General features: G+C 63.6%; 14 protein-coding genes. 3 read left to right on the top strand and 11 right to left on the bottom strand.

All coding sequences use genetic code 11. The features are described from left to right. Window positions 1–8: 8 nt before the first annotated feature. The 3 genes from RO069_RS07420 to pdxH are packed head-to-tail and all read right to left on the bottom strand — an operon-like array spanning window position 9 to window position 2006. Entirely contained in the window at window positions 9–614 is a 606-nt protein-coding gene (locus RO069_RS07420) for a DNA-3-methyladenine glycosylase I (RefSeq protein ID WP_328186404.1), read from the bottom strand. 5 nt (window positions 615–619) lie between these two features. Next, on the bottom strand, window positions 620–1402 hold the full coding sequence (locus tag RO069_RS07415) for a 4'-phosphopantetheinyl transferase family protein (protein WP_328186403.1): 783 nt from the start codon (window positions 1400–1402) through the stop codon (window positions 620–622). Further along, window positions 1371–2006 (bottom strand): pyridoxamine 5'-phosphate oxidase, encoded by a 636-nt coding sequence (gene pdxH / locus RO069_RS07410; RefSeq protein ID WP_328186401.1) that lies wholly within the window; start codon window positions 2004–2006, stop codon window positions 1371–1373. The genes RO069_RS07415 and pdxH overlap by 32 nt, the downstream gene beginning before the upstream one ends. A gap of 93 nt (window positions 2007–2099) precedes the next feature. Here pdxH and RO069_RS07405 point away from each other — a divergent pair, with 93 nt between their 5' ends. Next, a complete protein-coding gene (locus tag RO069_RS07405) occupies window positions 2100–4859 on the top strand; it encodes a DUF748 domain-containing protein (RefSeq protein ID WP_328186400.1) in 2760 nt (919 codons plus the stop codon). Continuing rightward, complete coding sequence (gene yfbR, locus RO069_RS07400) at window positions 4856–5461, top strand: 5'-deoxynucleotidase (protein ID WP_328186398.1); 606 nt, start codon at window positions 4856–4858, stop codon at window positions 5459–5461. The genes RO069_RS07405 and yfbR overlap by 4 nt, the downstream gene beginning before the upstream one ends. Window positions 5462–5486: 25 nt before the next feature. Here yfbR and RO069_RS07395 read toward each other — a convergent pair whose 3' ends face one another. The 7 genes from RO069_RS07395 to RO069_RS07365 form a co-directional block, all read right to left on the bottom strand. Then, the gene (locus RO069_RS07395) at window positions 5487–6593 is read right to left on the bottom strand and encodes a GGDEF domain-containing protein (RefSeq protein WP_328186397.1); all 1107 of its coding nucleotides are present in this window, start codon (window positions 6591–6593) and stop codon (window positions 5487–5489) included. Window positions 6594–6933: 340 nt separating this feature from the next. Then, window positions 6934–7302 (bottom strand): nitrite reductase small subunit NirD, encoded by a 369-nt coding sequence (nirD, locus tag RO069_RS07390; protein ID WP_328186396.1) that lies wholly within the window; start codon window positions 7300–7302, stop codon window positions 6934–6936. A gap of 332 nt (window positions 7303–7634) precedes the next feature. Then, the gene (gene nirB / locus RO069_RS07385) at window positions 7635–10148 is read right to left on the bottom strand and encodes a nitrite reductase large subunit NirB (protein ID WP_328186394.1); all 2514 of its coding nucleotides are present in this window, start codon (window positions 10146–10148) and stop codon (window positions 7635–7637) included. Window positions 10149–10184: 36 nt separating this feature from the next. Then, on the bottom strand, window positions 10185–11408 hold the full coding sequence (locus tag RO069_RS07380; protein WP_328186392.1) for an NAD(P)/FAD-dependent oxidoreductase: 1224 nt from the start codon (window positions 11406–11408) through the stop codon (window positions 10185–10187). 332 nt (window positions 11409–11740) lie between these two features. Then, complete coding sequence (locus RO069_RS07375) at window positions 11741–12577, bottom strand: ABC transporter ATP-binding protein (RefSeq protein WP_442915349.1); 837 nt, start codon at window positions 12575–12577, stop codon at window positions 11741–11743. 272 nt (window positions 12578–12849) lie between these two features. Continuing rightward, window positions 12850–13845 (bottom strand): ABC transporter permease, encoded by a 996-nt coding sequence (locus RO069_RS07370; RefSeq protein ID WP_328186390.1) that lies wholly within the window; start codon window positions 13843–13845, stop codon window positions 12850–12852. Window positions 13846–13873: 28 nt separating this feature from the next. Beyond that, entirely contained in the window at window positions 13874–15229 is a 1356-nt protein-coding gene (locus RO069_RS07365) for a CmpA/NrtA family ABC transporter substrate-binding protein (RefSeq protein ID WP_328186388.1), read from the bottom strand. A 635-nt stretch (window positions 15230–15864) separates the two neighbouring features. Between RO069_RS07365 and RO069_RS07360 the strand changes: the two genes are divergently transcribed. Further along, window positions 15865–18558, top strand: a complete 2694-nt coding sequence (locus tag RO069_RS07360; RefSeq protein WP_328186386.1) for a nitrate reductase — start codon at window positions 15865–15867, stop codon at window positions 18556–18558. Window positions 18559–18562: 4 nt separating this feature from the next. Here RO069_RS07360 and RO069_RS07355 read toward each other — a convergent pair whose 3' ends face one another. Further along, window positions 18563–19261: a hypothetical protein gene (locus RO069_RS07355; protein ID WP_328186384.1), complete on the bottom strand. Its 699-nt coding sequence runs from the start codon at window positions 19259–19261 to the stop codon at window positions 18563–18565. Window positions 19262–19266 lie beyond the last annotated feature (5 nt).

Raw genomic sequence — 19266 nt, 5'->3', positions numbered from 1 at the left:
CCGGCGGCTCAGAAAAGGGGCGCTTTCGTGCCCAATTCATGGCAGGGCCCATGGGCCGGGCACTGCACCAGGTGGTCGTTGACCATGCCGGTGGCCTGCATGAAGGCGTAGACAATGGTTGGTCCAACAAAGTTGAACCCCTGTTTCTTCAGGGCCTTTGACATGGCCTCGGCCTCGCCGGTGGTCACCGGAATCTCCTGGAATGCCCGCCACTGGTTCTGGATGGGACGGTAGTCCACAAAGGACCACAGGAATTCGGCGAAGGACTCGTCCCGTTCCCGGAACGCCAGGAAGCCGCGGGCGTTGCGGATGATGGACTGCACCTTGAGCCGGTTACGGATAATGCCGGGGTTGGCCAGCAGTTCCGCCACCTTTGCGTCATCGTAGCGAACGATCTTCTCGGGATCGAAGTGATCGTAGGCCTCCCGGTAGCCCTGCTGCTTGCGCAGGATGGTGATCCAGCTCAGGCCCGCCTGCTGCCCGTCCAGGCACAGCTTCTCGAACAGGGCCAGGTCGTCGGTCTCGGGTCGGCCCCAGACGGTGTCGTGGTAGTCCACATAGAGCGGGTCGGTGCCGCACCAGGGGCAGCGTTCCCCATCTTTCGGCTGGTCCATGGTCATTACCCTCCGTTGTCCTGTACCGGCGCCGTCTGCTTCAGCGGGCAGATCACCCAGGGCTGTTCCCCCAGTCGCTCAAGTTCCGCCGGCTGCATGTGCGCCTCGTCGTTGTTGTGGACCAGGTGAAGCTGGGGCGCCGCCTCGGCGGATTCGTCCTGCCAGACCACGGCAATCATGAACCCCTCCGCCTCGGTCAGGGCGGCGTGCCAGTTCTCTCCCGGTCGGTCGCCGGTCAGTGCCATGTCCGCGGTGACCTCCAGGGTGCGCAGGTTATTGGCAATGCCCCGCCCGGTGGCCTTCAGCCAGGCCTCCTTCAGGGTCCAGGCCTTGAGGAAGGCGTCCTGGCTGGACTGGGCCAGCAGCCAGTCCTGCTCCTTTTCCGTAAACCAGCGGCGTACGATCCGGCGCCAGTTGGAATCCCGGAATAGGGGCTCAATGTCCACGCCGATACCCCGGTGGGAGGACATCCCGCAGGCGGACATGCCGTGACTGTGGCTGAGGGACAGGAACCAGCCCTCGGGATCGGCGGAGGCCACCGGTCGGCCATGCACCGGCCGGCACAGGTGAGGCGCCTTGCCGCTGACGCCGTAGAGGGACTGGCGGATCAGCCAGCGGCTGTGGACGTATTCCATCAGCCGGCCGGTGGCCATGCCGGAGGCCACCTCGCGCTCGTACTCGCCCAGCCAGTCGGGGAAGTCGTACGGCTCCAGGGGCTGGCGGCCCAGCCACACGGAAACGCTGGCGCGCACCGGCTCAGGGTTGGAGTCGTTGGATGTTCCAGCCATCGGGGCTCCTGAGATATTCGAAACGGTCGTGCAGGCGGCTTGGTCGCCCCTGCCAGAATTCAATGCGGTGGGGAACGACCCGGTAGCCGCCCCAGAACGAGGGTAGCGGCACTTCCCCCTCTCCGAATCGACGTTTGATTTCGGCCACCTTCTGTTCCAGCAGCCCACGGGAACGGATCACCCGGCTCTGTTCGGACACCCAGGCCCCGAGCTGACTGCCCCGGGGGCGGCTGGCAAAGTAACGCAGGGACTCCGCCTTGCTGACGCGGCTGACCTCGCCCTGGACAATCACCTGCCGGTTGAGACCGATCCACGGGAACAGTAGCGCAGCCTTCGGGTTTTCTTCCAGTTCCCTGGCCTTGCGGCTGCCGTAGTTGGTATAGAATACGAAGCCTTCGTGATCGAAGTATTTCAGCAGCACCGTACGCAGGTCCGGCTGCAGGTCCGATCCGGTGGTGGCCAGGGACATGGCATTGGGTTCCAGGATGCCGGCTTCCCGGGCATCGTCGAACCAGTGCTCGAACTGGCGGACAGGATCGCTGTCCAGGTGCTCGCGATCAAGGCCTTCACTCTCGAAATCGCGGCGCATATCACCTATGTCCATCGGGCTTTCCTGCTATAAAGGTTGGGTTCGGATCGTCGGTTCTATATTCTTTCAGGATCAGGTGCACTTGAGAACCGCAAAGGAGTCGATGCATTGACCGAAACTGCCCAACGCAAGCCCGCCTACCGCCGGTGGTGGTTCTGGTTGCTGGTTCTGGGGCTGGTCTATCTGGTGACAGGCTTCGGCCTGATCCCCCTGTACCTCTCCTCGGCCCTTCCCGAGCGGTTGCAGCAGCACCTGGGCTGGACCGCCGAGTTCGACGAGGTGGGCTTCAATCCGTTTACCTTTTCCTTCTCGGTTCAGGAGCTCTCCGCCACCGATCCGGAGGGTGAACGGGTACTGGCGGCTGAGGAACTCCAGCTCAACCTGGGGCTGATCGATCTGATACGGGGAACGATCCACGTGGAGCACCTGGAGCTGGATAACCCGTTCCTGCGTGTGGACCTGCTGGAGGGCAACCGGCTCAACCTTATCGAGGACTGGCGCAATCAGCAACAGGCTGGCGACGACCCGTCCGGCGACGAGGGCGCGGAACAGCCTCTACCCTACCACGTCGTACTGGATGAAGCGCTGATCAATGGGGGGCGACTGCGGTTCCGGGACTTTACCAATGGTGCCAGTGGCAAGTCCCGGGAAATCGTCGTCGAGTCCCTGGGGCTCACCCTGTCGGACGTGACCAGCCGCGAGCGCGAAGAGCAGGAGCCCGGGGAATACACCGTGCAGGCGGTCATGGGTGAGCAGGTGCTGGACTGGAATGGCACCATCAACCTGGTGCCGTTGTGGTCCAACGGTCGCCTGTCCCTGTCCAATGTTTCGGCGGAGACTCTTCAGCAATGGCTGGGCCGCCATCTGCCCTGGTCGTTACAGGATGGGCGACTGTCCCTGTCCACCGCCTTCCAGTTCGCCTACGACGACCAGGGGGCGGCCCTGGCCACCCGCAATGGCCAGGTGACAGCCCGCCGACTGGCGCTGGCGGATCCGGACAAGCCGGAGGAGATCCTGGCCAGTGCCGGCAACCTGACCCTGGAGGGCGTGGCCTTTAACCTGGAAGGGCCTGAACTGGTGGTGTCCATGATCGAGGGGGAAGAGCTGCACCTGAACGCCATCATGGACCAGGAAGGACAGTTGAACCTGACCCGGCCCCTGCAGGACATGGGCGGCGACGAGGACGATGGCAGCCGCCCCGGCCTTGGCTTCCGCTGGTCGGTGGGCAATCTCGCCCTCAGTAACAGCACCGTGGACTGGCGGGACAACCGCCCGCCCTCGCCGGTAGAGGCGACTCTGCAGGATGTGGAGCTCAACCTCGGCGCCATGACCGAACAACTGGAAGAACCCATCAGCTATCAGCTCCGGGCGGCGCTTGCCGGCGGTGGCAGTGCCTCCGCCAATGGCCAGTTCACCCTGCACCCGCTGACCTTTGAAGGCGGCGTCAACCTGGACCAGGTGGTGCTGGCTCCTTTCAACGGTTATGTGCAGCAGGTCAGTCAGCTGCAGATCAACGACGGCACCCTGAACCTGGCCGGCAATATCGATATCGATGTGCAGGACGATCCCCTGACAGGGACCTTCAGTGGCCGTGCCAGCATCAGCCATTTCAATGGCCAGCTCCCGGACGAGGACGAACCGGTGGTGGTATGGCGGGAGCTGCGCCTGGACCCGGTTGAGTACAACTTCGCCCCGGCACGTCTGGAGATTGGCAGCGTTACGGTATCCGAACCGGAACTGAACGTGATCAACTATCGCGACAGGCCCCACAATGTTACCCGCCTGCTGCAGCCAGTGATTCCTGACAATGGGGCTGCCGTGGAGGGAGACGCTGCGGCTGACGATGACGACGCTCCCAATGAAGGACTGATATTCCGGCTTGGGCAGCTGGAACTGGCCAGCGCCGAGATCCGGTACACCGACCATATCCCCCAGCCGACGTTCAGAGGCAGGGTCCATGACCTGGAAGCGTCGGTGTCCAATCTCAGCAACATCACTCCCCAGGAAGGACAGTTCAACGTCAGGGCCACCGTCGACGATTCCGGTAAGCTGCAGGCGGACGGTACCATCGCCACCCTGGGCACCGATAACCCCTCACGCCTGTCCGTGACCGTGGATGGCCTGTCCATGCCGGTACTGAATCCCTACTTTGCCTTCTACCTGGGCTATCGCGTGGACGGTGGCAAGCTGTCGTCGGACGGTAACTACACGCTCCGGGGAACCCGGCTTGAATCCGATACCACCCTGACCCTCGACCGGCTGGACCTGGGTGAAGCCACGCAGAGCGACAGTTCGGTGACGGCTCCGGTCAGGCTCGGCCTGACCCTGCTGCGTGATGATGATAACCGGATCACCCTGGATCTGCCGGTCAACGGCAACCTGGCGGACCCGGAATTCGATCTGGGGCCGGTGATGATGAGAACCTTCCGCAGCGTGCTGGTGAAGACGGCCATGTCACCCTTCAGCCTGCTGGGGTCCGTGGTCGACCTGGCCGGGTTCTCGCCGGAGGAACTGGGCGAGGTGGCGTTCCTGCCCGGCGAGACCACCCTGGTGATGGGGGAGTACACCAAGATGGAAACCGTGGCCAGGGCCCTGAAATCCCGGGATGGACTGGTCCTGGCAATCCGGGGCAAGGCCATCGAGTCGGTGGACCTGCCGGTGCTGGAATCGGGGCTTGAGGAGGGTGAAACCCTGCCGGAGCAGTCTCTCTCCAACCTGGCCTCCCAGCGGGGCAAGACCCTGAAGAGCCTGCTGGTGGAGGAGTACGACGTGCCGCCCGAGCAGATTTTCCTCAAGGCCCAGGAGGTCCTGCCCGGAGAGGGCGAGGCCGGGCAGGTTGCCATCGAGTTCCAGCTGGAGGCCCGATGAGCCGTCCCCGCGCCAGTCACTTCTTCGCCTACATTGGTCGCCTGCGGTGGATCCGGCGCTGGGGTCTGATGCGCAACGCCATCGAGGAGAATGTGGCCACCCACTCCTGGGAAGTGGCGACCATCGCCCACTCCCTGGCGGTGATCCGCAACCGGGAGTGTGGCGGTAACGTCAATCCCGAGACCGTGGCCACCGCTGCCCTCTACCACGACGCCACGGAAGTGATCACCGGGGACATGCCGACACCGGTCAAGTACCACTCCGCCGTCATGCGTGAAGCCTTCCGGGATATCGAACACAAGGCGTCGGATGAACTGCTGGCCCTGCTGCCGGAGCACCTGCGGGGGGATTTCGCCCCCTACATCCAGGAATCCCGCTGGGACCGTGATGTGACGGAACTGGTCAAGGCCGCCGATCGCCTGTCGGCACTGCTCAAGTGCGAGGCGGAGATGCAGGCCGGCAACCGGGAATTCGAACCGGCGGCCCAGCAGATACGTCAGCGCCTGGAAGAGGAGAACCTGCCGGAGGTGGATTATTTCCTGGAGGTATTTGCTCCCGGCTACAGCCAGCCGCTGGACCATTTGCTGGGTGACGAGCAATAGCATCCTGGGCCTGCAGCGGTGTCACTCAGGCCGCCAGCACCTGGTTGCGGCCGCTGTTCTTGGCCTGGTAAAGGGCTTCGTCGGCCCGCTTGAAGGTGGCCTCCAGGGATTCGCCGGGCTGGTGCAGGGCGACGCCCTGGGACACGGTCACCCGATAGCCCTCCGGCAGGGCATCGAACCTCAGGGCCTCCACCGCACGGCGGATGCGCTCCGCAGCGGGCACGGTGATGTCGGGTGAGGTTTCCGGGAAGATAACCAGGAACTCCTCGCCACCGATCCGACCGATATAGTCCCCCTTGCGGATGGCGGCCTCAATGGTGCGGCTCACCTTGCGCAGTATTTCGTCCCCTGCCTGATGACCGTAGGTGTCATTGATGCGTTTGAAGTGATCGATATCCAGCACGCTGATGCCCAGGGCCTTGGGGCCGGCGGTCTGCCGGTCGCTGCGGGCCACTTCCCGCTCGAACTGTTCCATTACGGTGCGGCGGTTGGGCAGGCTGGTGAGGGGGTCACGGGTGGCTAGTTCCACCAGTTCCAGGTTGGCATGCTTGAGCTCCCGGTTGCGGGCCCCGAGCTGCTGGCGGAGGTGGGAGATGAAACTGCCCAGGTAAGCGATGATGGACAGCACCGAACCATAGGCAAACAGGGTCACCGCTTCCAGTGGCCAATAGACATAGTCCGGCCTCAACCAGGTGAGCAGGAGAACCAGCGACAGGTAGCCGAGCCAGAACAGCCACGCGATGGTCAGCATCTGGCGACGGTTCAGGGCGAGGGTGCCAAACATCAGTCCGCCCACCGCCAGTAGCAGGAAAACCAGACGTCCCTGGGGCAGGGCCACGAAAAACATGACATAGAGCGAGGGCACGACGGGCCAGAGGATCTGGAACATGGTCATGCTGGGGTCGCGGAAGCGCAGGTTGATGCCAAACTGCAATGCCAGCACCAGGAGCGTGCCGATCAGGATGCTACTGGCGAAGAACACCATCACCGGAGCCAGCGGCAGGAAGCCCCCCAGGTAAAGGCCAGTGACGGCCAGGGCGGTGCAGCCGTGATTGGCAAACCCCCAGATCATGCGTTTCAGCCGTAGCGACTGGGCACGCTGGATCCTTTGTTCGATGCTTTCTGCCGACATGGTTCGAACGGTTTTTATACAGTTGTTTTAAAGTGCGCCAAGATTATCACGAAATCGGACAATTGAGACGCCAGCGCATTACAAATATCGCCTGATACCCTACAGGTCCATTAATTCGGGGATAGATGAGGTCCTTATGGGTTGGCCGCTACAGAACATCTTGTTAACTGTAGCAGAACCACACTGGTATTGACGGTTTTGTTCCTGGCTTGAAGGGGTGCTGACGGTCGGATGTGGAAAAGGCCGGGGAGGGTATGACATCCCACCCCACCCCGGTAAAGAGGAGCAGCAATGTTATGTACCGGGAGATCAGGGTGGTAGCGCCTTCGGTAATGCTGTGTCAGGCCGCTTCGTAGTCGGCCCTGACCTTGCTGGTTTCCAGCCGTACCGCTTGGCCATCCAGCAATACCCGGTAGGTTTTCACCTTCACGTCCTCGTCTTCCAGGCACTGGCCGGTGATCAGGTTGAAGTGTTGCTTGTACAACGGTGACGCCACCACGGGCTGGCCTTTCAGGTCGCCGGTGATTCCCCGGGCCAGCACGTTGGCGCCGCTGAACGGGTCGGTGTGGCTGATGGCGAACACCGCCGACGGGTGGTGCGGCAGGTAGAAGAGGGCCACCGGACCTTCGGGGGTCCAGACGGCGATGCCGGACTCGGGTACCAGGTCGTCCACGGTACAGACGATGTTCCATTGGCTGCTGGTTTTCATGTGTTGCTCCTTTTCTTTCAATTCGATTGTTCGGGATGCTTAATTGTGTGCCTGTGGCGGGATGGGGGTAGCGCCCCTCCGGCAAAAAAGAACTCGCTGCGCTCAGACACCTTTTTTGCCTGCGGGACACTACCCCCACCCCACCGTTATCAAGTTGTTTGCAGGTCGCGTCTGTCCTATCAATCACCGTGCAGATTGATTTTAGGAGGCATGCCCCCTGGCTCTGTTGGAGGTGAGCGGGGATGTTTTTCTGTAGGGAATCGTTGTCTGAGCGCAGCGAGTTTTCGATTTCCGGAAGAAAAGCATCCCCGCTTGCCTCCCGCCCCCAAGGTCTAGGCCGGCTCAGTCTCAAGCAACGGACGACGCTGCTCCCGTTCGGTGGTCCACTGCTGCACCGGGTCCTTCTTCTCCGGCGCGTTGACGAACTCGCGGAAACGCTTGCGCTTCTCCGGATCCTCCACGGCGGTCTTCCACTCGCACTGGTAGGTGCCGACCAGGTCCGCCATGTGCTGTTCCAGCTCCTCACCGATGCCCAGGCTGTCCTCCAGCACCACCTTCTGCAGGTACTCCAGGCCGCCTTCCATGTTCTCCATCCACACGCTGGTGCGCTGCAGGCGGTCGGCGGTGCGCACGTAGAACATCAGAACCCGGTCGATGGCCCGGATCAGCTCCTCGTCGCTGAGGTCGGTGGCGAACAGGTCGGCGTGACGGGGGCGCATGCCGCCGTTGCCACAGACGTACAGGTTCCAGCCGTTCTCGGTGGCAATCACGCCAATGTCCTTGCTCTGGGCCTCGGCGCACTCGCGGGTACAGCCGGAAACCGCCATCTTGATCTTGTGGGGTGAGCGCAGGCCCTTGTAGCGGTTCTCCAGGAAAATCGCCATGCCCACGCTGTCCTGCACGCCGTAGCGGCACCAGGTGCTGCCCACGCAGGACTTCACCGTGCGCAGGGACTTGCCGTAGGCGTGGCCGGTCTCGAAGCCGGCGGCGATGAGTTTTTCCCAGATCTCCGGCAGCTCGCTCAGGGTGGCGCCGAACAGGTCCACCCGCTGGCCGCCGGTGATCTTGGTGTAAAGGTTGTAGTCCCTGGCCACCTCACCCAGCACGATCAGCTTCTCCGGGGTGATCTCGCCACCGGGCACCCGGGGCACGATGGAGTAGGTGCCGTTCTTCTGCATGTTGGCCATGAAGGTGTCGTTGGTGTCCTGCAGCGGTACGTTATCCGTGGCCAGGATGTGGTCGTTCCAGCAGGTGGCCAGGATGGAGGCCACCGCCGGCTTGCAGATATCACAGCCATGGCCGCGACCGTGCTGTTCGATCAGCGTGCGGAAGGTGCGGATACCATTGACCTTGACGATGTTGAACAGGTCCTGGCGGCTGTAGGGGAAGTGTTCGCAGATGTCCTTGCTGACTTCCACGCCCCGTTTTTCCAGTTCACTGTCCACCACGTTCTTGAGCAGGGCCGCGCAGCCACCACAGCCGCTGCTGGCCTTGGTCTCCGCTTTCACGGTGCCCAGGTCGGTGGCGCCAGCATCGATGGAGCAGCAGATATCGCCCTTGGTAACGTTGTGGCAGGAGCAGATCTGAGCCGTGTCCGGCAAAGCGTCCGGTCCCAGGGCCGGGGCGCCGCCCTGGCTCTCCGGCAGGATCAGGGATTCCGGGTTGTCCGGCAGGTCGATGCCGTTGAGGGCGTACTGCAGCAGGGTGTCGTAGTGGCTGTTGTCGCCCACCAGGATGGCACCCAGTACCTTCTTGCCGTCGCCGCTGATCACCATGCGGCGATAGTGGCCCGCCTTCTCGTCATTGAAGCGGATGCTACGGGCACCGGGGGTCTTGGCGTGGGCGTCGCCGATGGAGCCTACATCCACACCCAGCAGCTTGAGCTTGGTGCTCATGTCGGCGCCGGTGAAGGCGGCATCAGTGTCGTTGTTCAGGGCCGCCGCCAGGGTGCGGGCCATGGTGTAGCCCGGGGCCACCAGACCGAAAATCTGCTGGTTCCACAGGGCGCACTCGCCGATGGCATGGATATGCGGATCGGAGGTGGTGCACTGGTTGTTGATCACGATGCCGCCGCGCTCGCCGATCTCCAGCTCACAGGACCGGGCCAGGGCGTCCTGGGGGCGGATGCCGGCGGAGAACACGATCAGGTCCGTCTCCAGGAAGGACTCGTCGCTGAAGTTCATGCGCAGGCGGCAGTCCTCGCCGTCGACAATGCCGGTGGTGGCCTTCTCGGTGTGCACCTGCACGCCCAGTTCCTCGATCTTGCTGCGCAGTACGGCGCCGCCGTCCTCATCCAGCTGCACCGGCATCAGGCGCGGGGCGAATTCCACCACATGGGCACTCAGGCCCAGGCTCTTGAGCGCGTTGGCGGCCTCCAGGCCCAACAGGCCACCGCCCACCACCACACCGGTCTTTGCCCCGGCGGCACAGGCGCGGATGGCATCCAGGTCATCCAGGGTACGGTAGACAAAGCAGTTGTCGTTGTCCTTGCCGTCGATGGGCGGCACAAACGGATAGGACCCGGTGGCCAGCACCAGCTCGTCGTAGGCATAACTGCCCTTGGGGGTGGTGACGGTACGGGCGTCCCGGTCAATACCGGTGACCTGCTCGTGCAGGTGCAGGTCGATGTCGTTGTCCGCGTACCAGTCGGCGGTGCCCATGGCCAGGTCGGCGTGGGTGGAGCCACCGAAATACTCGGACAGGTGCACACGGTCGTAGGCCAGCTGCTTTTCCTCACCGAAGACGATGACGTTGTAGTCGGCCGCAGCCGGGGTCGCCACGAACTGCTCCAGGAAGTGATGGCCCACCATGCCGTTGCCGATGACGATCAGGGTCTTGTTACTCATGGTCTGTTTCCTCTCTCAACTCTTTTAATCCGGTAATCAGGCTGCCTGCTCGCAGTAATCGGGGCCGAAGGCGAGGTTGGCCCGCCAGGGGGTCATGTCATGGCCGTGCTGGATCTGCTCCGCGTACCAGGGACCGTCGGTGGTGTCGCCGAAAAGCACCGTGCCCACCAGGCGGCCGTCCTTCAGCAACAGGCGGCAGTAACGGTCCTGTTCGTAGTCCTGCCAGACGATGGACTCGGTCTGGTCATCGCCGTCGTCGGTCTGGCCGCAGGAGAAAATGGGGATGCCGCTGATCTTCAGCCGGGTGGGCTGGCTGGCGGTATGGAAAGCCTGCCCGGTGGCCGGGTCCCCGAGCACGTCGGCGAGTACCTGGGCCTGCTGGTAACCGGGGTCGACCAGGCCGAAGGTCTGGCCATCGATTTCGCAGCACTCGCCCAGGGCGAAGATGGCCGGGTCGCTGGTGCGCAGTTGCCGGTCCACCTGGACACCCCGGCCGCAATCCAGCCCGGCGGAACGGGCCAGCTCGGCGTTGGGGGTGATGCCGGCGGCGGTAATCACCAGGTCGGTGCTGATCAGGGTGTCGTCGTCCAGTTGCACGGCGCGCACGCAGCGCTTGCCCAACAGGGCGCCCGGTGAATGACCGGTGCGGATGCTCAGGCCCCGTTCCTCCAGGCTGTCGGCGAGCAACTGGCTGCCGGTGGTATCCAGCTGGCGGTTCAGCAGGTACGGGTTACGATGCAACACGGTCACCGCCATGCCCCGGCAGCGCAGGCCCTCGGCGGCCTCCAGGCCCAGGAAACCGCCGCCGATCACCACCGCACGACCGTGGCGCTGGCTGAGATCAATCAGCCGGCGGGTATCCCGCAGGTCCCGGAACGACAGCACGCCCTCCAGGTCTTCGCCATCAATACCCAGCGGGGCAGGGCGGGCACCGGTGGCCAGAACCAGGGCGTCATAGTGAAAGTGATGTCCGTCCGCGGTCTCGACCTGCTGGTTGTCACGGTCAATGCCGACCACCGGGTCGCCATAGTGGCGCTCGATGCCGGCGGCCTCGAACCAGCTGTCCTCCTTGAGCCGGATCTGCTCCATGGTGGCATCGCCCGCCAGGACGGAGGACAGCAGCACGCGGTTGTAGGCCGCATCCGGTTCGGCACCCAGCACCACGATCCGGCTGAACGGGTGACCGCCGTCGTGCAGCCGCTCCAGCAACCGCTGGGCGACCATGCCGTGTCCGCAGATGACCAGTGTGTTCGAGTCCATGTGGCTGCTCCTGTCTGTCCGGATTGGCATCGGCGGGACGAAAAAAAGCCGGAGCATCAGATCCCCCGAAGGAGAACGATGGTCCGGCGCCAATGCCAACAACGATGTTCTGTGAAGCCCTTGAGCCCGAAGGCCCGGGGACTTCCTGATGGTCCAGCCAATCCATGGCCGGGACGATCATCCGTACGTCAGATAAAGCGAGTACCGTGCCAGCATCAAATAATCCATGAAATTCATGTGGATAAGCAGTTTTCGGGATTTTCGCCCCGGAGCGGGAATGCCCTGTAAGCGTTCACCACCCCGGATTCCTGCACCGACATTGCACACAATGCTCAGGCGATGGCCTGAAGATCGCGCCGCTCGTCGTCGGTGACATCGCCCTCCTGGTTGTCGTCCTTCTGCTGCGGTTCTCCCTGACCGGGGAAACGCTGCTTCTCATACAGGAACGACAGCACCGCCTGCCGGTAATGCACATAATCCGGATCATCCGCCAGGGTCACCCGATCCCGGGGCTTGGGCAGGTCAATGGCCAGGTCCTCGCCCACCGTGGCGGCGGGGCCATTGGTCATCATCACAATGCGATCCGACAGCAACACCGCCTCATCCACATCGTGGGTGATCATGATCACCGTGTTGTTCAGGTCCTTCTGGATCTCCATCAACGAATCCTGCAGGTGTGCCCGGGTCAGGGCATCCAGCGCCCCGAACGGCTCATCCATCAGCAGCACACTGGGCTTCATGGCCAGCGCCCGGGCAATACCCACCCGCTGCGCCATGCCGCCGGAAATCTCCCCGGGGCGCTTGTCGATGGCATGGTCCATATGCACCAGCGCCAGGTTATGAAGGATCCACTCTTTCCGTTCTTTCTTGCTCATGGACTTGCGGAACACCTGCTGTACCGCCAGCTCCACGTTCTCGTACACCGTCAGCCAGGGCATCAGAGAATGGTTCTGGAATACCACCGCCCGCTCCGGCCCCGGTGTGTTCACCTCCTGCCCGTCCAGCACACAACCACCCTTGCTGGCATTCAGCAGCCCGGCAACGATGTTCAGCACGGTGGACTTGCCGCAACCGGAATGGCCGATCAGGGAAACAAACTCCCCTTTTCTGATCTTCAGGTTCAGATTGTCCAGGGCGATAAAGGAATCAGATGGCGTACCGAAAGCCATCTGGACGCCAGTCAATTCAAGATGTGATTTACTCATGGTTTCCCCCAAGGTTGGCGGAGCAGTGGGTGGGAGGCCTGTTTGCCGGACCGTCGAAAAGAGGGACCTTTTCGACGAGCCTACAGGGATGTATTCACCGGCGTGTCCGGCAAACAGGCCTCCCAGCTACTGCGTCATACTCCTAAGTTAAAAGAATCAGGTGTCCAAGACAGTCTTCGACTTAATGTTTCCGAAGAGCCACCCCGCCCAGTGCGTCATGCTCCAAAAGGCAAAAGTTATTCGTTCCAGGCCACCTTGCGCTGAATCAGCAACATCCCCCGATCCAGCAGGAACCCGATGAAGCCGATGGCCAGCACCGCCACCATGATCCGGCTCAGGGACTCACTGCTGCCATTCTGGAACTCATCCCACACGAACTTGCCCAGCCCCGGATTCTGCGCCAGCATCTCCGCCGCAATCAGTACCATCCAGGCAATCCCCAGGGACACCCGAAGACCGGTGAAAATCATCGGAATCGACGACGGCAGCACCACCTTGCGCACATGGGTCCAGAACGACAGCCGCAGCACCTTCGAGACATTCACCAGGTCCGGATTCACCGCTGCTACCCCGAAGCTGGTATTGATCAACGTTGGCCACAGGCTGCACAGGGTCACCGTGAACATCGACGTCAGGAACGCCTTCTCGAACATCGGATCGTCACTGACATAGGTGGCCGACACCACCATGGTCACCAGCGGCAGCCAGGCCAGCGGCGACACCGGCTTGAACACCTGGATCAGCGGATTGATCGCCGCATTCACATGGCGGTTCAGGCCGACCACAATGCCCAGCGGCACCGCAATCACCGTGGCCAGGGCAAACCCGGCCAGCACCGTCACCAGACTGGTACCGATCTGATCGATAAAGGTGGGCGCCCCCGGATAGTCGCGGATCTTCACCTCCGCATCCGGGTTCTCCGCCAGGATGCGCTCATTACGCTGCTCCTGCATGGTGACGAACTTGTCCGCCCGGGCCCGCTGATCCTGGTGTTCCTGCCACAGGGCGCCGGCCTGTTCCGCCACATCCGCCGGACCCGGGAAGGCACCCAGGGAGGTCTGAACCTGGGGAGCGGCCAGATGCCAGAACCCGAGGAACAGCAGAATACCCACCAGTGGCAACAGCAGTTGCTGCGCCTTCGATGCCAGTTGGCGCGGGTTGAAAAACGCCGCCAGGGCGGACAGCCAGCGGCTGCCCCCCGTGGACGGACTGGTTTGGCTCAGGGTGCTCATGGCCGTTCTCCCTCTTGTGGTTCCGGCTTCAGGGCGTGTCGTCGCCCTTCAGGCCGATCTCGAAACTGTCGATGTAAGCGTTGGGCTCACGGGGGGTGAAGGCGACACCGTCGATCAGTTCACCCTGGTGAGGCCGCTCGAAGTTCTCCGCGTCCAGGTCCGGAAAATCCTCCGCCGATAGGGTGCCGTCCTCGATCAGTGAACGGGCGGCTTCCTGGTAGATGTCCGCGCGGTAGACCTCCTTCGCCGTTTTCATGTACCAGTCATCCGATTTGGCTTCCGGGATCTGGCCCCAGCGGCGCATCTGGCTCAGGTACCAGATGGCGTCAGACGGGTACGGGTAGGTGGCGTAGTAACGGAAGAACACGTTGAAGTCCGGTACTTTCCGCACATCGCCCTTCTCGTACTCGAAGGTGCCGGTCATGGAGTTGGCGATTACTTCCTCATCCGCACCCACGTACTGGGAGCGGGCCAGGATCTCCACCGCCTCGTCCCGGTTGGCGTTATCGTTCTCGTCCAGCCAGTGGGCGGCACGGATCAGCGCCCGCAACAGCCTCAGGTGGGTATTCGGATTCTCCTCGGCCCATTGCTCGGTCACGCCAAACACCTTTTCAGGATTGTTGGGCCAGATCTCGTAGTCGGTGATCACCGGCACACCGATACCCTTGAACACCGCCTGCTGGTTCCAGGGCTCGCCCACGCAGTAGCCCTGGATGGTGCCGGCCTCCAGGGTGGAGGGCATCTGCGGCGGCGGAGTCACGGACAGGTGCACGTCTGCCTCCAGAGTGCCACTGGTGTCACCCCGCTGGGGCGCGTAGAAGCCGGGGTTCAGGCCGCCGGCCGCCAGCCAGTAACGCAGCTCATAGTTATGGGTGGACACCGGGAACACCATGCCCATGCGGAAGCGCTCGCCCTGGTCGCGGTACTGTTCCACCACGGGTTTCAGGGTGCTTGCGCTGATGGGGTGTTGCGGGTTGCCCGTGTCGTTGGCAGGGATCTGCGGCTCCATCATCTCCCAGACATCGTTGGAAACGGTGATGCCGTTGCCGTTCAGGTCCATGCTGAACGCGGTAATAATGTCGGCCTGGGTGCCATAGCCGATGCTGGCGCCCAGCGGCTGGCCCGCCAGCATGTGGGCGCCGTCCAGTTCACCGGTGATGACCCCGTCCAGCAGCACCTTCCAGTTGGCCTGGGCCTCCAGTTCCACGAACAGGCCCTCGTCCATGAAGAAGCCCTGCTCCCAGGCCACTGCCAGGGGGGCCATATCCGTCAGCTTGATAAAGCCCAGCTTCAGGTCCGGCTTTTCCGCCGGGCCGATCTCGGCGTGGGCGGTACCCGTCAGTCCGAGGACCAGGGACGCGGCCAGTATCAGATTCCGTTTCATTATTGCTTCCCCCAAACGTCTTTCACTCGATATTTCGCCCAAAAAAAAAGCGCCTGTCCCCCGGTTTCCAGGGAGACAGACGCCAATGTCTGCAGATCAGTCAGAATGTCAGTGGGATCCTCAGGACATGCGCTGGGACTCCCGGAGCCGACCACGCCATTGGGCCCGCTCTTGTCCAGGACATTGCAGAACCTGTGCCAGTTCTGAATTCCCTTGTAAAACAGCGTTGTGAAAATTTTCGGCAATGAGTTGGCGGGATTCCCCGGGAAATCGGCGGTGCATTTTCGGGCGCTGCGCACCAGTCATGTGCGGAAAGTGGCGATGATTGGGTAGGGGCTGATCCTTATGCCCTTCTTTATAGGGCGGGCCGACGTCCGTAATGACCTGATGCCATGGACATTTACCAACACCGGTCTTCCGGAAGGTCCGTATCCGAGGGCTGTGGAACCATTCTTGCTTATTATTGAACACAACCAATTTGATGTTCCGCCAGCGATACCAGTCTCTGGCGGGATAACAGCGGGCAACGAAGCCCGACGGATCTGCTCTCAGAGTCTGAGGACTCCTTGAGGGGGCAGGGCCGTCGGGCTTTTTGTTTGTCCGGCCACTGGACACAGGGAATTTGCGGAGCGACCGTGAGCAACCAGAACCTCCAACAACCGCGTCGGACCACCTGCCCCTACTGTGGTGTGGGTTGTGGCGTGCTGGCCACACCCCATTCCAACGACCGGGCGGCAGGCGGGCCACCGGTGGCGGGCGACACCTCGCATCCGGCGAACCATGGCCGGCTTTGCGTCAAGGGCTCCAGCCTGCACGAGACCACCGGCAGCCAGGGGCAGACCCTCTACCCCCGGGTGCTGGGCAGCCGGGTCACCTGGGATCGGGCACTGGACGAGGTGGCCGGCGCCATTCGTGCAGCGGTGGAAAACCATGGTCCGGAATCGGTGGCCTTCTACCTGTCCGGTCAGCTGCTGACCGAGGACTACTACGCCGCCAACAAACTGGCCAAGGGGTTTATCGGTACGCCCCATGTGGATACCAATTCCCGGCTGTGCATGTCCTCCGCCGTGGCGGCCCACAAACGGGCCTTCGGCGAGGATGTGGTGCCGGGCTGTTACGAGGACCTGGAACTGGCGGACCTGCTGGTGCTCACCGGCAGCAACGCCGCCTGGAACCATCCGGTGCTCTACCAGCGCATGAAGGCCGCGGACCGTCCGGGGCGGCGGGTGGTGGTCATTGACCCCCGGCGCACCGCCACCACCGAGCTGGCGGACCTGCACCTGGCCCTGAAACCGGGCACCGATACCGTGCTTTTTAACGGCCTGCTGGTGTGGCTGGCGGATACCGGGGCACTGGATGACCACTACATCGGACAGCACTGCAATGGCTTCGACGAAGCCCTGGCGGCGGCCCGGGCCAGCGCCTTTGCACCCCAGCAAGTGGCGGAGATCTGCGACCTGCCGGAGCAGGACGTGGTGACCTTCTACCGCTGGTTTGCCGGGACCGAGCGCACGGTCACCGCCTTCTCCCAGGGCGTCAACCAGAGCTCGGCGGGTACCGACAAGGGCAACGCCATCATCAACTGCCACCTGGCCACCGGGCGCATCGGTCGCTCCGGTGCCGGCCCCTTCTCCCTTACCGGCCAGCCCAATGCCATGGGCGGACGGGAAGTGGGCGGGCTGGCCAACACCCTGGCGGCGCACATGGAATACGACACCCCCGGCGCCCGGGAATGGATCGGCCGCTTCTGGGGCACCGACCGGATTCCCGAGGCCCCGGGGCACAAGGCGGTGGATCTGTTCGACGCGGTGCATCGTGGCGAGATTAAGGTGCTCTGGGTGATGGGCACCAACCCGGCGGTGAGCCTGCCGGATTCCCCCCGGATCCGCGAGGCCATGAAGCACTGCCCGGTGGTGATTGTCTCCGACTGCATCGCCCGGACCGACACCACCGAGCTGGCGGATGTATTGTTGCCGGCGGAAGGCTGGGGTGAGAAGGATGGCACGGTGACTAATTCGGAACGCCGCATTTCCCGTCAGCGCCGGTTCCTGCCCGCTGCCGGCGAGGCCCGCCCCGACTGGCGCATACTGGCGGAGGTGGGCCAGCGCCTGGGTTACCGGGAGGCCTTCCTTTGGACCAACGCAGCGGACGTGTTCCGGGAGCATGCCCGTTTATCGGCGCTGGACAACCGGGGCGAGCGCCAGTTCAACCTGTTGGCCCTGGCCGACCTCACCGATGAGGCGTATGAGGACCTGGCCCCCATCCAGTGGCCGGTGACCGGGGCCGACCCCACCGGCCGCGCCCGACTGTTCACCGATGGTCGTTTCAGCACCGATGATGGTCGCGCCCGCTTTGTGCCGGTGCAGCCGAGACTGCCGGACGCCAGGCCGGAGCAGGCCCGGGAGATGATCATCAATACCGGTCGCATCCGCGACCAGTGGCACACCATGACCCGCACCGCCCGCTCCCCGCGTCTGGTGCAGCACCGTTCCGAGCCCTTTATCGATGTGCATCCGGAGGACCTGGGCCGTCTCGGACTGACCTCGGGTGGCCTGGCCCGCCTGGCCAGTCGTGACGGCGGTGGCGACTTCCTGGGGCGGGTGCGGGCCGAACCCGGCCAGCGCCCCGGTGAAGTGTTCGTGCCCATCCACTGGAACAACCAGTTTAGCCTGAGCGCCCTGGCCAGCTCGCTGATTGCCCCGGTCACCGATCCGGTCTCCGGGCAGCCGGAGTCCAAGTATGGGGTGGTGTCGGTCAGGCCGGTACAGGCCACCTGGCACGGTCGCCTGCTTCGCCCCCGGAACGCCCCTGGGGGCTGGCAGGCGGATTACTGGACCCGGGTGCCCCAGGAACATTGCGACGCCTGGTGGGTGGCGGGCTGTGAGCCCGTGGCCTGGCAGCGTCAGGTCACCCGCTGGCTTGGCGGGGTGCCCGACCTGGTGCTGGAGGACAGCGCCTCCGGTGTCTATCGGGCCGCCCGGCTGGTGGACGGGCGCCTCCAGGGCGTGCTGGTGGTGGCCCGTGACGCCAGCGACCTGCCGGATGTGGGCTGGCTGTCGTCGCTGTTTGATGGCCGCACCCTGAGCCGCCAGGAACGGCGTGGACTGCTGTCCGCCCGGGATGTGGAGGTGGCGGATGTCGGGCCGCTGGTGTGTAGCTGTTTCGGGATTGGCGAGCGCCAGATCGAGGCGGCGATCCGTGACGGCGCCGCCGATGTGGACGCCCTGGGCAGGCAGCTGAAGTGCGGCACCAACTGTGGCTCCTGCATACCGGAACTCAAGGCGTGCCTGGCCGCCGGTGTGCCGGAGCCCGCCAGCGCCGCGTCCTGACGATTTACTCCGTCGTCTCCAGCATGACAAAGGGCACCCGGAACCTCAGGCCCCTGGAGGCGCCGGTGCCTTCCACCGTGCAGGTCTTGCGGTTGACCCGCAGGATCCGTCCCTCCCGGGCTGAACGCCCCTCCCCAAAGCGCACCGGATCTCCCGGTTGCCATTGCGCTGCCTGCGTCTGCTGGCAGGGCATGACCATGGGACCGTCGTCCAGGGTCAGGCCATGGTGTTGAGCCAGGTCGGCCAGGCGTTCGCGGGTCCGGGCCGCCAGGCCATCCTCGTTGAGCTGGTCCAGAAGGCGATAGAAATCCCGGTTGTGGACCGAGCCGTGGTAGCGCTTGCCGGCATGCTGCTGTAACAGGTGGGCAAATTCGTGGGTACAGGTGTGGGCCAGCAGGTTCAGCACCGATACCTCACCGCCGAAATAGCCCCGGCTGCGAATCTCGCGGGTGGAGAGCCAGCTGACCGCGGTTTCCGGCGCCTGCTTGGCCATCACCATGCCCACGCCATAGGTGATCAGGTGGTGCTGGTTGCGGTGGTCGTAACGGTGGTAGGTGGCGCGACCGCTGCCGGTACGGCACTCAAGGTGACTGTGGGGGCGGGTCTGGCGCAACCGGTCACGGTAGCTGGACCAGAGGATGTCGCGGGTGGTGGTGCACATCAGCCGGGCAATGGCCCGGCCGGTTTTGGGATCAAGCGTCATGGGGG

The sequence above is a fragment of the Marinobacter sp. OP 3.4 genome, assembly GCF_036224885.1.
GTDB lineage: Bacteria > Pseudomonadota > Gammaproteobacteria > Pseudomonadales > Oleiphilaceae > Marinobacter.
Note: the sequence above shows the minus strand (reverse complement) of the source record. Positions and strands in the feature narration are given on the sequence as shown.

Bases quoted from the DNA above. Each gene is read 5' to 3' on its own strand.
- RO069_RS07420 (WP_328186404.1), bottom strand. From the start codon at position 614: ATGGACCAGCCGAAAGATGGGGAACGCTGCCCCTGGTGCGGCACCGAC.
- RO069_RS07415 (WP_328186403.1), bottom strand. From the start codon at position 1,402: ATGGCTGGAACATCCAACGACTCCAACCCTGAGCCGGTGCGCGCCAGC.
- pdxH (WP_328186401.1), bottom strand. From the start codon at position 2,006: ATGGACATAGGTGATATGCGCCGCGATTTCGAGAGTGAAGGCCTTGAT.
- yfbR (WP_328186398.1), top strand. From the start codon at position 4,856: ATGAGCCGTCCCCGCGCCAGTCACTTCTTCGCCTACATTGGTCGCCTG.
- RO069_RS07395 (WP_328186397.1), bottom strand. From the start codon at position 6,593: ATGTCGGCAGAAAGCATCGAACAAAGGATCCAGCGTGCCCAGTCGCTA.
- nirD (WP_328186396.1), bottom strand. From the start codon at position 7,302: ATGAAAACCAGCAGCCAATGGAACATCGTCTGTACCGTGGACGACCTG.
- nirB (WP_328186394.1), bottom strand. From the start codon at position 10,148: ATGAGTAACAAGACCCTGATCGTCATCGGCAACGGCATGGTGGGCCAT.
- RO069_RS07380 (WP_328186392.1), bottom strand. From the start codon at position 11,408: ATGGACTCGAACACACTGGTCATCTGCGGACACGGCATGGTCGCCCAG.
- RO069_RS07375 (WP_442915349.1), bottom strand. From the start codon at position 12,577: ATGGCTTTCGGTACGCCATCTGATTCCTTTATCGCCCTGGACAATCTG.
- RO069_RS07370 (WP_328186390.1), bottom strand. From the start codon at position 13,845: ATGAGCACCCTGAGCCAAACCAGTCCGTCCACGGGGGGCAGCCGCTGG.
- RO069_RS07365 (WP_328186388.1), bottom strand. From the start codon at position 15,229: ATGAAACGGAATCTGATACTGGCCGCGTCCCTGGTCCTCGGACTGACG.
- RO069_RS07355 (WP_328186384.1), bottom strand. From the start codon at position 19,261: ATGACGCTTGATCCCAAAACCGGCCGGGCCATTGCCCGGCTGATGTGC.